Origin of the sequence: Streptomyces griseofuscus (assembly GCF_014673495.1) — a bacterium.
GTDB lineage: Bacteria > Actinomycetota > Actinomycetes > Streptomycetales > Streptomycetaceae > Streptomyces > Streptomyces murinus.
The window spans coordinates 76,324-90,333 of sequence record NZ_CP051006.1 but is presented as its reverse complement, the minus strand read 5'-3'; the positions used below and the strand labels follow the sequence as shown (position 1 = coordinate 90,333).

Annotated in this window: 12 protein-coding genes and 3 pseudogenes; 10 read left to right on the top strand and 5 right to left on the bottom strand. The window is 68.5% G+C overall.

Annotated features, from left to right (window positions below):
* Positions 1–90 precede the first annotated feature (90 nt).
* The gene (locus HEP81_RS00450; protein ID WP_037664612.1) at positions 91–453 is read left to right on the top strand and encodes a hypothetical protein; all 363 of its coding nucleotides are present in this window, start codon (positions 91–93) and stop codon (positions 451–453) included.
* Positions 454–643: 190 nt separating this feature from the next.
* Here the strand turns inward: HEP81_RS00450 and HEP81_RS00445 are convergent.
* From HEP81_RS00445 to HEP81_RS00435, 3 genes and pseudogenes are all read right to left on the bottom strand, one after another.
* Positions 644–1,893, bottom strand: a pseudogene (locus HEP81_RS00445) (IS701 family transposase).
* A 138-nt stretch (positions 1,894–2,031) separates the two neighbouring features.
* Positions 2,032–2,904: an IS3 family transposase gene (locus tag HEP81_RS00440; RefSeq protein WP_190275929.1), complete on the bottom strand. Its 873-nt coding sequence runs from the start codon at positions 2,902–2,904 to the stop codon at positions 2,032–2,034.
* Entirely contained in the window at positions 2,901–3,209 is a 309-nt protein-coding gene (locus HEP81_RS00435; RefSeq protein ID WP_037664786.1) for an IS3 family transposase, read from the bottom strand. The genes HEP81_RS00440 and HEP81_RS00435 overlap by 4 nt, the downstream gene beginning before the upstream one ends.
* A 1,141-nt stretch (positions 3,210–4,350) precedes the next feature.
* Here HEP81_RS00435 and HEP81_RS00430 point away from each other — a divergent pair.
* Positions 4,351–5,601: an MFS transporter gene (locus tag HEP81_RS00430; protein ID WP_051850707.1), complete on the top strand. Its 1,251-nt coding sequence runs from the start codon at positions 4,351–4,353 to the stop codon at positions 5,599–5,601.
* A gap of 619 nt (positions 5,602–6,220) precedes the next feature.
* Here HEP81_RS00430 and HEP81_RS00425 read toward each other — a convergent pair.
* Positions 6,221–7,038, bottom strand: a protein-coding gene (locus HEP81_RS00425) for an IS5 family transposase (protein WP_106980098.1) whose coding sequence is annotated in 2 segments (ribosomal slippage) — positions 6,221–6,693 and positions 6,693–7,038 — 819 coding nt in all. Because the reading frame shifts where the segments join, the coding sequence is not laid out codon by codon here.
* Between the two features lie 86 nt (positions 7,039–7,124).
* Here HEP81_RS00425 and HEP81_RS00420 point away from each other — a divergent pair.
* Positions 7,125–7,924 (top strand): IS5 family transposase gene (locus tag HEP81_RS00420; protein ID WP_167739893.1). Its coding sequence is split into 2 segments (ribosomal slippage): positions 7,125–7,464 and positions 7,464–7,924, totalling 801 coding nucleotides; the frame shifts between segments, so codons are not numbered across the junction.
* A gap of 9 nt (positions 7,925–7,933) precedes the next feature.
* Here the strand turns inward: HEP81_RS00420 and HEP81_RS42505 are convergent.
* A pseudogene (locus HEP81_RS42505) lies at positions 7,934–8,330 on the bottom strand (transposase); the annotation flags it as partial.
* A 388-nt stretch (positions 8,331–8,718) separates the two neighbouring features.
* On the opposite strand from HEP81_RS42505, the gene HEP81_RS00410 reads away from it, so the two are divergent.
* From HEP81_RS00410 to HEP81_RS00380, 7 genes and pseudogenes are all read left to right on the top strand, one after another.
* Entirely contained in the window at positions 8,719–9,657 is a 939-nt protein-coding gene (locus tag HEP81_RS00410) for a MerR family transcriptional regulator (protein ID WP_037663678.1), read from the top strand.
* Between the two features lie 52 nt (positions 9,658–9,709).
* Positions 9,710–10,276, top strand: coding sequence for a GNAT family N-acetyltransferase (locus HEP81_RS00405; RefSeq protein WP_078967768.1), 567 nt, complete (start codon positions 9,710–9,712; stop codon positions 10,274–10,276).
* 24 nt (positions 10,277–10,300) lie between these two features.
* Positions 10,301–10,459, top strand: a pseudogene (locus tag HEP81_RS42500) (DUF4158 domain-containing protein); the annotation flags it as partial.
* Between the two features lie 118 nt (positions 10,460–10,577).
* Entirely contained in the window at positions 10,578–11,354 is a 777-nt protein-coding gene (locus HEP81_RS00395; protein WP_037663683.1) for a methyltransferase domain-containing protein, read from the top strand.
* Between the two features lie 243 nt (positions 11,355–11,597).
* Positions 11,598–11,906 (top strand): PadR family transcriptional regulator, encoded by a 309-nt coding sequence (locus tag HEP81_RS00390; RefSeq protein ID WP_037663685.1) that lies wholly within the window; start codon positions 11,598–11,600, stop codon positions 11,904–11,906.
* A complete protein-coding gene (locus HEP81_RS00385; RefSeq protein ID WP_051850708.1) occupies positions 11,903–12,790 on the top strand; it encodes a hypothetical protein in 888 nt (295 codons plus the stop codon). The genes HEP81_RS00390 and HEP81_RS00385 overlap by 4 nt, the downstream gene beginning before the upstream one ends.
* Positions 12,780–13,997 (top strand): alpha/beta hydrolase, encoded by a 1,218-nt coding sequence (locus HEP81_RS00380; RefSeq protein WP_051850709.1) that lies wholly within the window; start codon positions 12,780–12,782, stop codon positions 13,995–13,997. The genes HEP81_RS00385 and HEP81_RS00380 overlap by 11 nt, the downstream gene beginning before the upstream one ends.
* Positions 13,998–14,010: the final 13 nt, after the last annotated feature.

The window sequence follows — 14,010 nt, the reverse complement described above, 5'->3', positions numbered from 1 at the left end:
ACGATGGGCGCCGGCACAGAAGGCGATCGGCCGCACCCCAGCATCCTGGGAGTGTGGCGACCACTTGGGCTGCAGATCGAAGGAGCACAAATGCCTCGCAAGGGTTTCGTCCGGGTCGGTGCGCTGGCGGTGGGCGCCTCCGCAATGGTGCTTGCCGCATCGGGCCTGGCCAACGCCAGCGTGGCCCCGGTCAAGGTGGCGGCTGACGCGGCTTGCCAGGCTTTGGAGTTCACCAGGATCGAATCGGGTCATGACCACATGTACGTGGACCCGACGGTCGACCAGAGCTCGTGCCTCTACGTGATCTGGGACAACAACGCCGGCCGCGCGGCCTACTCGTCGATGTCACCCGCTGGCAACCAGGGCGACGTCTACGACGGACCCGGCCAGAACCTCCAGGTCGAGGTGCTCGACGAGGCCAACGGTCTTACCGGCTGGGGACCCGCCAACTGACGTTTGTCGGCGGCCTGCGGCCCATCGCAGCACATAGGCCGGCCTGGTGTGCCGCCGCCGGTCCGGTGATGGCGTGGGCATCGTCTGTGACTTTCTTAGTACTCCAGCAGCGGATCGTATTCTGAGCTGCGTTTTCGGTAGTGGCAGCGGCGGGCGACGGCTTGGCGGTGTCTTCTCCAGGCCGACCAGTTCAGTGCGTGGGTTGCGGGGTCGCGGTTGGCTCGTGGGTGGGGCAGGAGAGCGTCCAGGAGTCTCCGGATCTCTGCCAGGGTGAGCGGGACGAGGGCTGATCCGTTTCTGCAGCCCCCTTTGCGGCCTCGGCGGCCTGAGCGGCGAGTGCTGTCAGGACCGCGTGGGCGAGCATTGCCAGGGTGATGTGCCTGTACCAGCCGATATAGCGGCGGACCTCGTACTGGTCGAGGCCGCATTCGTTCTAGCGGCCTGGAAGCACTCCTCGATCGCCCAGCGGGAGCCGGCGATGCGGGCCAGCTCGGCGATCTCGACGCCCACGGGTGCGTAGGCGAGGTAGTAGGCAAGTTCGCCGGGGTCGGACAGGCTGCGGCGGGCCATCACCCACCGGTGATGGGTCGGCGGGTCGGGGTCGAAGATGAAGTTGGCGGGTAGCTTGGCCGCGGCCCAGTCGTAGACGCGCGGGCCCTTGGCCCCGTCGCCGCAGGAGAGCCGCTGCCAGGCATCGGCAGGGGCGTCTTCGATGAGCTGGTCGATGCGCCAGATCCCGGCCAGCGACTTGATCTGCTGCGACTTGGGCACCGCCACCACATAGCCGAGGTCGAACTGCTCGAGCAGGCGGCGGAAGTGCCAGTCCTGCCCGTAGGCCTCGTCCGCGGTGACCCACGTGGCGGGCAGGCCGGCGGCCAGGCACCGGCGGACGATGTCCCGGGCCAGCTCGCCCTTGGTCGCGAACCCGCGGTCGTCGGGGATTTTCGCCGCCCGGCAGCGGTCGCGGTCGGACGTCCAGGCTTTGGGCAGGTAGAGCTCGCGGTCCACCAGGGCCCGGCCCGAGCGGGTGGCGTAGGCGGCGAACACGCCGATCTGACAGTTGTCGATCTTTCCCGAGGTGCCGGTGTACTGCCGGCCGACCCCGGCCGAGGTGGTGCCCTTCTTGATGAACCCGGTGTCGTCAATGATCAACACTCCATTGGGGCCAAGGGACTCACCGACGTAGGCACGGACATCGTCGCGCAGGGCGTCCGCGTCCCAGCGGCTGCTGTTCAGCAGCCGCTGGAAGCCGTCCGGCGTGCGGTGGCCGGCCCATTCCGCGAGCTGCCAGCCGTTCTTCCGTGCCGCTTGGCCCAGCAGACCGCGGACGTAGTCCCGCATCCGCCACCGCAGATCCGCCCGAGCGAACCGGCCCGCCACCCGAGCGAACACCGACTCCAACTCCGCAGCCCAGCAATCGACTTCAGTCATGCCCTCCATGCCGGGACAACGACAATCACCAGCTCAAGACACGATCCGCTGCTGGAGTATTAGACCGTGTCCTACATGGCCAGTTGGTCGTTGGTTCGGTTATGGGGTGAGCTTGTTCCGCTTTGACGGACACCGTTGGTGTGTTGGTCAGGCCGCCAAGGCTGTCTCGTATTCTGCGGGGCTGCGGTAGCCGAGGCTGCTGTGAAGCCGGTGCAAGTTGTACCAGCTCTCGATCCACTCGAATATCGCGGTGTGGGCAGCGGCTCTGGATGGCCAGGGCCGGTTGTCGCCGAGTTCGTTCTTGAGGGTGGAGAAGAACGATTCGGCGAGGGCGTTGTCCCAGCACTGGCCAGTCCGTCCGACCGACAGACGGACGTTGAACTCCGTTGCGAGGGTGGCGAGTTCACGGCTGGTGTATTGGCAGCCCCGGTCGGAGTGGAAGATCACCGGACTGTGCGGGCGGCGGGTGTGGCAAGCAGTCCGCAGGGCGTCGGCGACGAGCTCGGTTCGCAGGTGGTCGGCGGTGGCCCAGCCGACAACGCGTCGGGAGGCGATGTCGATGACGGTCGCCAGGTAGAGCCAGCCCTCCTGGGTGGCGATGTAGGTGATGTCGCCGCACCAGCGGGTGTCGAGGCCTGCCGGGTCGGGCCGGAAGTCGCGAAGGACCAGGTCAGGGCGGGTGACCGCGTGCGGATCGGGGATCGTGGTGCGGTGTCGCTGTCGGCGGTGCCGGCCGGTGAGGCCGGCCTGCCGCATCAGCCGGGCGACGCGGCGGCGTCCGCAGCCGGCGCCTTCACGCTGGAGGGCGGCGTGGATGCGTGGTGCCCCGTAGGTGCCGCGGGACCGCTGGTGGACGGCGGTGATCTGCTCGGTCAGCTCGGCATCCCGCACCGCGCGGGGGGCGGGGGTGCCTGTGCGGCGGGCGTAGTAGGCGGTCCGGGAGACCTTGAGGAGTTCACACGTCCGTTTTACGTTGTGACCTGCAGTTTTCTCCGCCTCGATGAACGGGTCGACGTTCACCGGGTCTCCTTCGCGAAGAAAGCCGTCGCACGCTTGAGGATGTCGACGTCCTCCCGCAGCCGGCGGTTCTCGCGCCGCAGCGCGGCCAGTTCCTCACGCTCGCTGCTGGTCAGCCCATCGCGTTCGCCAGCGTCGATCTCGGCCTGCTTCACCCAGTCGCGGACCGCGGTCTCGGTCAGGTCGAAGTCCTTCGCGACCTGACCGACCGAGCGGTCCCCACGCCGGCACAGCTCGACGATCTCGGCCTTGAACTCCGGCGTGAACGAGCGGCGAGGACGCGGCTTCTTCTTCCCCATACTCTCCATGATGAACATCATCCTTCCGGGGCCGAAACCCCTGATCTCCGATGTCCGTCAAAGCGGATCAAGCCCAGTTCCGGGGTGCTCGGTCGCGCAGGACAAGCAGGGTCCAGCCGCGGCCGGCTGGATCGAGTGGTCTGGTCGCGGCGGTGAAGAGTTCTGCGGCTCGGCGGTAGGAAAGCCGTCCGCGGCCCGTCACTGGGCAGCGCTCAGCTGCCGGTGTGGCGGCGGGGGCCCGTCGGTCGGTGACGAACACCGGCCCCGCGGTGCGTCCGGCCAGCAGCATGGGCAGCAGGCGTGCTGTGCCGGGTCCCCAGCTCAGGGGTCCTACCGCATGCTCCTTGGTGCGTCGGCGGGGTAGGTCTAGGTGGTCGATGTCGAGGGCGAGTACCTGTGCAACGGGGGCTCGCGACTCATGGATGAGGTGCCACAGAGCCAACTCCCTGAGTGGAGCCCGCAAGGCGAGGGCGGCGCGGGCCCGATCCGGGTTAGCGGCGGTCGCCCTCGCAGCCGTAGAAGCACCAGCGGGGGCGGGTGTCAGTCCAGGGCCCGGTGTTGGCGCTGCCAGTCCGGTCGCTGGGTCTGTGGTGGTCCAGCCCTGGGCCAGCCACCATGCCGTAGCTGCTCGAAGGCAGGCAAGTTCGCGGGTCAGTGTGCGTGGTTGCGCGGCGGCGGCGCGGTCGGCCAGTCCCCGTTGCAGCCGCTTTGGGGCCCTCGGGTCGTCGAGCAGGGCAAGAGGAACGACGGGTGGGTGGGCGCCCCTGCGCTCGCGACCGGACGGGGCCCGGCGATCGACCAGTGGCCAGGCCCATCCGTGCAGCGAGATGCGGTAGACGCGGCGGGAGGCGCCGCCGAGATCGGCCGCAGCGAGGTAGCGGTCGACGGCGGCGCTGTATTCCACCGGGGCCGGACGGAGTGTGCCAACGCCGTCGGTCTGGCGCTTACTCATGCTAGCCATCCGCAGTAAATGAGCTTCGTGAGGACTGCCTTGCTCTTCCGTAACTGAGCCTATCACCAGGCATGTTGCAGTAAATGCGGGCCATTTACTGCGGCAATTCATGCCGATGTAAAATTGCTCGTGAAAGAATCAGCTTTCTTCCTGGAATCGCTTGCCGGGAAAAGGTTGGTGGAGGAAGAGTGCGGACCCATGACGCTTCGCACTCGCCCTCCCGCTGCATCCAGGCCCCGGACGGCTGCTCACCGTCTGCGCACGCTGCGGCACCCTCGGTTCCGCCGTTTCCTCGTCGGCCAGAGCACGTCGCTGCTCGGCTCCGGGATGAACACGATCGCTACGACCTTCGCTGTACTGCAGCTCCCTGGCGGAGGGGTCGACGCTGTCGGCGTGGTGATGGCGGCTCGGATTCTCGCGGTGCTGGCCGTGCTGCTGCTCGGCGGAGTGTTCACCGATCGGCTCGGGGCCCGTGCGGTCATGCTGACAGCGGATCTGCTCCGGTTCGCCTCCCAGGGCGTGCTCGCCGTGCTGCTGCTCACCCACAGCGCGAGAATCTGGGAAGTGGTCGCCCTGGCGGTGGTCCTCGGAATCGGTGAGGGAGGGTTCAGCCCGGGCCTGACAGCTCTGGTGCCTGGCCTTGTTCCTGCAGACGACCTTGGGGACGCCAACGCGGTGCTGCAGATCGCCCAGGCTGTGGCCTCGGTCGCGGGGCCAGGTCTGGCCGGTCTGCTCATCGTGGTTTCTGATGCAGGCTCAGTGGTGGCTGTCGACGCGGTCAGCTACGGCGTGAGCGTCGTGGCCCTGGCCGGACTGCCCCTGTCGCAGGCGGCCGCGCTCCGCCGCGGGCTGTTCACCGAACTGGGGCGCGGCTGGAAGGAGTTCACCTCCCGCACCTGGTTGTGGGTCACGACCCTCCACATCAGCCTGTTCAACTTCCTCCTCTGGGCTCCGTTCCTGGTACTGGGACCGGCTCTCGCCCAGCAGCGGCTCGGCGGCGCGAGGGCCTGGGGGCTGGTATTGGCCTTGTACGGCATCGGCTCTATCGTCGGCGGCCTGTTCCTGCTCGGCAGGAACCCCAGGCGGGCACTCGCCTGGTCCATGGTCGCATCCGTCGGCTGGGCCATTCCGGCGGCCGCGCTGGCCGCGCGGGTGCCCCTGGCCTGGGTGGGGGTCGCTGCACTTTTCGCGGGGGGCGGCGCAGCGGTGTGCAATACCCTCGTGACGACGGTCATCCAGCGTGAGATCCCCGCCGAGATCCGCGGACGCATCAGCGCCTTCGACAGCCTGGGCGCTTTCGCTCTGGGACCGCTCGGACTGGCACTGGCCGGGCCGGTGTCGGGCCTCGTGGGAGCAGACCGGCTCCTGGGGCTCGGTGTGCTGTGGCAGCTGACCGCAGTCACGGTGGTACTGGCGCTCCCGTCCGTGCGAAGGCATGACGCAAAGTGAAAGCGAGTTCATGCACTGATTCCGGGCACCGCGTGCCGACGTGGTGCCAGCCTCGCTGGCGGTGTCGTTCTCAGCGACGGAACAACTGCGCCACGTCACGGGAGCAGTTGCTGCCTGCAGCATGGGTCCAGCGGCGAAGTGGGCTTCACCGAGAAGGAGTGGTTCGAGAAGAACGGCGCCGAGCAGTGGTTCGTCGTGTGGTCCCCAGACACGCCGTCCGGTTGAGCTGGCCGTGGACCGGGTCCTGTGGAGTTTGTCATGGCAGTGGCCAGGGCTGACGGAGGAGAGCACCATGCGACCGATCTTCCTGTGCGTCGGATGCGGGGCCGTCTACCTTCCGCCCGAGAACCCGGTGTCCGGGCCTCCCGTATCGTCTGCGCACTGCTCCAAGCCGGGCTGTGGGGCGGTAGCTCATCCACCTCAGCCTCGCCGAGATACGACGGCTGATCACCCGCCTTACCCGCCGCCAGCCCATGACCGTCGAACACATCCCGCACTGGTCGACCTGGCGCCGGCGGCGACAACACCAGGCCCGCACCAGCCACTACAAGCGACGCGGACACAGCCCCTGACCGACCACCCATCACAACAAGCACCGTTGCAGTACTAAGACCGTGTCCTATGTGGTGAGGCGGATCAGTCGCTTGTAGCAGCCTAGGGTGGCGGCGAGGCCCAGAAAGGCGAGGTAGTTGCGGGGATCGCGTTCGTAGCGGGGGCTGAGTCGGCGGTAGCCGGACAGCCACGACATGGTGCGCTCGATGACCCAGCGACGTCGCCCTAATCGCTCGCTGGACTCGATGCCCTTGCGGGCGATGCGCACTCCGATGCGTTTACCGCGCAGCCATCTACGCAGATCAGCGCGGTCATAGGCTTTATCCGCGTGGAGGCGCTGGGGCTTGAAGTACCGGCCGCGGTGAGGGTCGTGTCTCGTTTGGTGACCTTCCACCATCGGCTTCAGTCCTTCGCTGTCGTGGGTGTTGCCGGCGGAGACGCCGACGAGGAGGGGCAGGCCGTTCGCGTCCGACAGGATGTGCATCTTGGAGCCCGGCTTGCCCCGGTCCACGGGGCTCGGACCTGTGTGTTCGCCCCCCCTTTAGCCCTGACGTGGGCGGTGTCCAGGACGACGCGGGTGACGTCGATGAGGCCGGCGTCGTCGAGCCGGTGCAGCACCGCCTCGTGCAGCCGCCCCCAGACGCCGGCTCTCGACCAGATCAGGAACCGGCGGTGGGCGGTCGACTTCGATATGCCCAAGCAGGGCGGCAGTTGGCGCCAGGCACAGCCGCTGACCAGGACATAGACGATAGCCGCGAACAGCGTCTCATCAGGGGTGTCTTGCGTTCCGCCGCCCTGCGGCCGCCTCCTTGACGGCGGGATCAGCGGCCTCGCGATCTCCCACAGCCCGCCCGGAACAATCCAACTCCACGTACCCCGCCCCATACCGAGGTCAACGACGCCTCACCACATAGGACACGGTCTTAAGAAGTCATCTCATTTGGCTGAGTAAGCTGCTGGTCGTGTCGAGGATCGTTGAGCGGCTGGTGCCGGACGAGTTGTGGGAGCTGTTCCAGCGGGTGGTGCCGGAGGCACCGTCGCGACCTCAGGGTGGTGGCCGGCGTCGGCACGGCGACCGCGAAGTACTGGCCGCGACCGTGTTCGTGGCGACGTCAGGCTGCACGTGGCAGCAGTTTCCGGCCGCCTCGTTCGGGCCGTCCGGCGCGACAGCCCACCGACGCTTCACGGAGTGGGCGAAGGCCCGCGTGTGGGCCAAGCTGCACCGCCTGGTCCTCGACGAACTCGGCGCACGCGGCGACTTGGACTGGTCCCGCTGCGCGATCGACTCGGTGAACATGCGGGCCCTGAAAAGGGGGACCTGAAAGGTCCGAATCCTGTCGACCGGGGCAAGTGCGGCTCAAAGATCCACCTGATCGCCGAGTGGACCGGTCTGCCCCTGTCTGTCGGCATCTCCGGTGCCAACGTCCACGACAGCCAGGCCCTGATCCCGCTCGTGAAGGGCATACCGCCGATCCGATCCCGGCGAGGCCCCCGACGGCGCAAGCCCGAGAAACTGCACGCCGACAAGGGATACGACTACTCCCATCTGCGGCGATGGTTATCCCAGCCGGGCATCCGGCACCGCATAGCCCGAAAAGGAGTCGATACCTCACAGCGGCTCGGCCGGCACCGGTGGACCATCGAACGCACCATGGCATGGCTTGCTGGATGTCGTCGCCTCCACCGTCGCTACGAGCGCAAAGCCGAGCACTTCCTCGCCTTCACGAGCCTCGCCTGCACCCTCATCTGCTACCGCCGGCTCGCCAAATGAGATGACTTGTAAACGGCTCAGCCACTGCCGGCCCACGTGCGCGGTCGCCGTGCCGTCCTGCGGTCCCCGGAGTCGTCGATCACGATGACCCCGTCGTCGTGCGGGGCGGTGGCCGGCTGCTCGCGTAGCAGCTCAAGCCGCCGGTCGCTGATCAGCTCGGCCTCCCAGGGCGACTCGGACAGGAAGAACTGCAGCCGCTGCCCCCCCCCGGCGTCCCTGCACCGGCCACCGGTTCTGCCCCTGCCAGGCAGGTGATCGTCTTGTTCCGCTCCCGCGGCGCCAGCAGCCCGGTCAGGTACTCGCGAAACCCTCGCCGCTGGGCCAGGCTGAAGAAGAGGTTGTCGAACCGGGCCGCGTAGTCCTCCAACGGCCCCGGCGCAGGCGGACACGGACGACGAGAGGTCATCTTCAGCCCCCAGCAAGGCAGTTGACTCCTACCACCGGCCTACGACCAACCCGGCCTGTCGTCAACCCGCACCACCACCGGATTTAACGAACTACCGGTAACCACGTCCTGATTGATCCCCGAAGCCGGATTCGCACTGGCTGACTGAACGGTTTCCTCGGGTTGCCGATCCTGGGCGTCTCGCCCGCTCGCGCGGTCCATCTCACGCCATTCCGGCCGCATCCCAGTCAGGTTCGTGGTGAGAAAGTACGCAGCCCCTTGGCATCCAGAACGATCGAGTCCGCTTCGGTTTTACCCCAACACCACAGAGGCATTGTCAGAACTTGTGGAGCGATCGGCAGGTGGATGGGCTTGAGTCTCCTGTAGGGGGAAACGTCAAGGTGGGGGCATGGACGGCGACACGCTTTACTCGATCGGCGAACTGGCCCGGCGGACCGGCCTGACGGTCAAGACCATTCGGTTCTACTCCGATCGCGGGATCGTGGCGCCGACGGACCGCAGCCCGGCTGGCTACCGCCTCTACGACATCGACGCCGTCGCGCGCTTGGACCTTGTGCGGACCCTGCGGAACCTGGGGGTTGACCTGCCCACGATCCGCAGGGTCGTGGATCGGGAACTGTCGCTTCCCGATGTCGCCGCAACGCACGCCGAAGCCCTGGCCGTGCAGATCCGCGTCCTGCGCCTGCGGCATGCGGTGCTGACGGCGGTGGCGGAGCGCGGGCTCACTGCTGAAGAGACGGATCTCATGCACAAGCTGGCCCAGCTCTCCGAGGACGAACGCCGACGTCTGATTGGGGACTTCCTTGATGCCGCCTTCGGCAGTCTCGACACCGACTCCGCGTTGGCGGGGATCAGGCGCTCGATGACTCCCGAGATACCCGACAGCCCCGAGGCGGAGCAGGTCCGGGCATGGGTGGAGTGGGCCGAACTGGCCGCAGACCCAGATTTCCGCGTCGGCGTGCGGCGGATGGCCGAGGACCACGCGGCCGAACAGGCACAAGGCGACACCACGGGCCCGCGCCGCGACCTCGGTGCGGTCGTCCGTGACCGGGTCGGCCCCGCCCTGGCGGCGGGCATCGCCCCGGCTTCGCACCAAGCCGATCCGATCGTTGCGGCGCTTGCGGCTCACTATGCACACGTCCTTGGCCGCCCCGACGACGCCGAGCTGCGCCGCCTGCTGCTGGCCCGGCTGGAGAGTGTGAGCGACCCACGCCGGGATCGACACCTCCAGCTGCTCGCAGTGATCAACGGCTGGCCCGCTCCGGAGAGCCTCGTGCCGGCGTTCAACTGGTCCATCGAGGCCGTGCGCGTGCGAATGGAACGGTAATGGGCCGGGATCGTCGGCGTGGGGGTGGAGCACTGCCGCATACGATCGGCAGGTGAACGACATCGTCATCCTGCATGCGGGCGCGACGTCGTCCGCTCCCGCCCTCGTCCTTCGTCCCTGGTGCATGGAGGACGTTGCTGCCCTCGTCGACGTGTTCCGGGACCCCGCGCTGCGCCACTGGACCAGCTCGCTCGTAGAGAACGAGGGCGATGCGATGCGGTGGGTGCGGGGCCAGGAGCGAGGCTGGGCAGCGCAGGACCGGTTCGGGTTCGCGGTTTTTGAAGCGCGACCCGATTCGCCCCGCGGGCAGTTGGTGGGCCATGCGGTCCTCAAGGAGGTAGCCTCTGGCAAACCGTCGGCCGAGGTGGGCTACTGGACCGCGGCGCATGCCCGCGGACGGGGTGTGGCGCCGCGCGCTTTGGAGGCTCTCACCGGCTGGGCCTTCGACGTCCTGGGGGCCGACGCGCTGGAGCATCTGGAACTCCTGCATCAGGTGGACAACGCGGCCTCATGCCGCGTGGCACACAAGAGCCGGTACGGCCTCGACACAGTCCTGTCCGCAGCGCCGCCCTCCTTTCCCCACGAGGGTCATCTGCACATACGGCGCAGAGATGCCTGAGATCCACTCGGTAAGGTTGTTCAAGCCGCGGTGTCCTACGTCGCCCAGCAGGTAAGGGTGTCCGCGGAGGAGTGGGCCGCGTACGACTGGTCGGGGCGGGCGATCAAGCGGCACCGGATGGAGATCCGGGGCGCGTTCGGTTTCCGTGAGTGCACCGAGGAGGACCAGGCCCAGCTCGCCGAGTGGCTGGCGGTCGAGCTGTGCGGAGTGGAGCTGAACCCACGGGGCACTCACAGCGGTTGGTACCGCAAACTCACCGCCAGGACACCGTCAGCTTGCCGGAGTTGGTTGACTGATTCGCATGACCTCAACAGCGTTCGAGACCGCCGCCTCCGACCCGATCGCCTACCTCGACCGGATTGCCGCGACCGACCTCGGCCGCTCCTACAAAGGGCGCATGCTCGACGAACTCGACATCCGTCCAGGCCAAACGGCGCTCGACCTGGGCTGCGGCCCCGGCACCGATCTCACCTCGCTCGCCCAAGCTGTCACCGCGACAGGCACGGTGATCGGTGTCGACCACGACAAGGCCACGGTCGACGCCGCCAGGGAACGCACCGCCGACCAGCACACTGTCACAGTGCAACTCGGCGACATCCACGACCTGCCGCTGCCCAACCACACCGCCGACCGTGCCCGCACAGACCGGGTACTGCAACACGTCGCCGACCCTGCCCGAGCGCTCCGGGAAATTCACCGCGTCCTACGACCCGGCGGACGGCTCGTCATGGGTGAGCCGGACTGGGACACCCTGACCGTCGACCATCCGGACAGCGACCTTTCGCGCGCCTACACCCAGTACGTCACGGACAAGGTCGTCCGCAACTCCCGCATCGGCAGGCAGCTCCCCCGACTGGCAACAGAGGCCGGATTCACGGTGCCCTCGGTCATCCCGATCACCCCCGTATTCCGAGATGCCCAGGCAGCCGACAAGATCCTTGGACTGGAGCGGACGACGCAACGCGCTATGGCCGCCGGATATCTCACGGAGGAAGCGGCAGGACGCTGGCTGGGGCACCTCTCCACCGGACCCTTCCTCGCGGCGGTGACGTTCTACATCGCCGTAGCCGAGTCGTAGTCGCGAGTCCAGCAACGACAGCCCGCCGGGAACAGCTCCCGGTGGGCACCGACAGTGACCAACCCCGCTTGCACTCACCCCGAACTCACGACACTTGAATACGCGAGCCCGCCAGTATCACGAGAATTGCTCAACACCACAGCGTGGGACTCGCTCCAGAAGCCCGCGACCTCTCGCTTACCATGCTTGGCGATAGATCGTGGCACGTTATATCCTCCCGCGTAGGTCGACGGAGAGGGAATCATGGCGTCCGAGACCGATCCGGCCGTACTCGTGTTGGCGAGCCTGGCCGACGAACCCAGGCACGGTTACGCGATCACCCAGGACATCGCGAACTCGGTCGGTGTTGTCCTCGGCCCCGGCACCCTGTACGGGGTGCTGGCCCGGTTGGAAGCCGACGGGCTGATCGAGGCGCTGCCCGCGCAAGGGCGTCGCCGCCCCTACCGGATCACCGGTCTCGGCCAGCGCACGCTGGCCGAGCAGGCGGAGCAGATGCAGCGGGTGGCCGATCTGGGGCTACGCCGGCTCCGGGCCGCAGGAGCCATGCCGTGAAAATCCCGAACGCCGCCGAGGACAGGCCCGACTGGCGGGTGCGCGTGCTGGTCGGGTTGTATCCGCCCGTGTGGCGGCACCGCTACGCCACGGAGTTCGCGGCCCTGCTGGAGGACAGTGGCGTCGGGGTTCGGCAGGTGGTCGACGTCGCGGCTGCGGCGGTGCGCGTCTGGGCCCGTCCCAGCAGGCACCTGCACGACCGGACCGGACGGATGTGCGCCACCGTCTCGGTGACCCTGTGCGCGTGGACGGCGCTGGCGGCCGGCGCCGTCCTGTTCGCCAAGACCACTCGGGACGGGGCCTGGTACGCCACCGGGCACACCGACTCGGCCGCAGGGTGGTACAACGTCTACGCGCTGGCCTCGGCCACGTCGGCGCTGGCCATGGCGGTCGGCTGGCTGCCCTCGGTGGCCGCCGTCCTCCGCGCCCCGCAATGCCATCTCGGACGCCGCCGCGCCCGCCTGCTGTTGCTCGCCCCACCGGTCGCCGTATCGGCCTTCCTGGGTGCTGCGGTGGTTCTCCGGCTGATCACCCACGGGGTGGGTGTCGGCCCCACCGGGTTTCTGGTCCTGGTCGGGCTCGGCCTGTTGGCCGGTGCCGCCTTCGCCGCCGGACCGGCCGCCGCGCTGCGGCACGTCACGCCGAGCGGTGCGGGGCTACGCGTCGCCACCGTGGCCAGCGCGGTCGCCACGACACTCATGGCGGTGGCCGTTACCGCCAGCGTCGGCTGGGGCCTGGTCACCTTCGCCGACCGGCCCGGGTTAACGGCACTGACCGGCTACGGCACGGTCATGGCGGTCACGCTGGTGATCGCGGCGACCTCCTCCGCACGCGGCCTGCGGGCCGCCATCGCACGTACCCGGGCCAGCGTCGATGCGCACTGACCGTTGGTGGCTACGCCGAACCCTGAAGACCCTGCTCGTCCTGGTGATCGTGCTGGTGGTGACGCTCGGCGGCTACATCGGCTATGTGGCGGTCCGGCGGGGGCAGCAAGTCACCCTGCCCGCCCCGACCGGCCGTTATCCAGTCGGCCGGACCACGGCCGACTGGACCGACCCTGCCCGCACCGATCCACTCGCCCCGCGGCCGGGCATGCCGCGGGAGCTGTCCGCGTGGCTGTGGTACCCGGCCGCACCCGCCCCCGGCGCGCCACCCGCGCCCTACGCCCCGGGCGCATGGTCGGGACTGCACATGGGCGGCCTGCCTGGGCTGGGCGAGACCAGTTTCGACGACATCCGGGTGCACGCCGTCGCCGACGCCCCCGTCGCCGCCGGCCGGTTCCCCGTGGTGGTGCTCGAACCCGGGCTGGGTCTGGCCGCGCCGCAGTACACCACGCTCGCGGAGAACCTGGCCAGCCACGGATACCTGGTCGCCGGAATCACCCCCACCTACAGCGCGAACCTGACCGTGCTGAACGGACGGCCGGCGAACGCGACACCCGCCGGTAACCCGCAGGACTCCGACGCGGCCGCCATGCGCCCGGCCAACGACCGGCTGGTCAGCGTATGGGCGGCCGACGACCGCTTCGCCGCAACCCGGGTCGCCGCGCTGGACGCCACCGGCCGGTTCGCCGGGCACGTCGACGCGGCCACCACCATGTACCTGGGCCACTCCTTCGGCGGAGCCGCCGCGCTGCAAGCCTGCCACGACGACCCGCACTGCGCCGGAGCAGCCGACCTGGACGGAACCCAGTTCGGCACGGTCGTCCACTCGGGACTCGGTAAACCGATGATGCTGCTGGCCAGCCAGAGCTCCTGCATCACCGGAACCTGCCGGCCGAGCAATGCCGACGAGCAATCCGAACGCGACGCCGCCCGCGCCTTGCTGGCAGCCAGCAGCGGGCCTGTCTGGAGTTACCGGCTCAACGGGGCCGAGCACTTCAACTTCAGCGACTACGGCGCCTACTACCTGGCCGCGCCGATCCGGTCTGTGGTCGGGCTCGGGTCGATCGACAGCGACGACGCGCTGACCATCACCAACGCCTACCTGGCCGCGTTCGTCGACCATGTGGCCCGCGGCCTGCCGGAACCGCTACTGGCCGGCCGGTCCTCGCCATACGCCCAGGTCGAGGTACAGCGCACCGCGTCGTGAGCATGTGCACAGG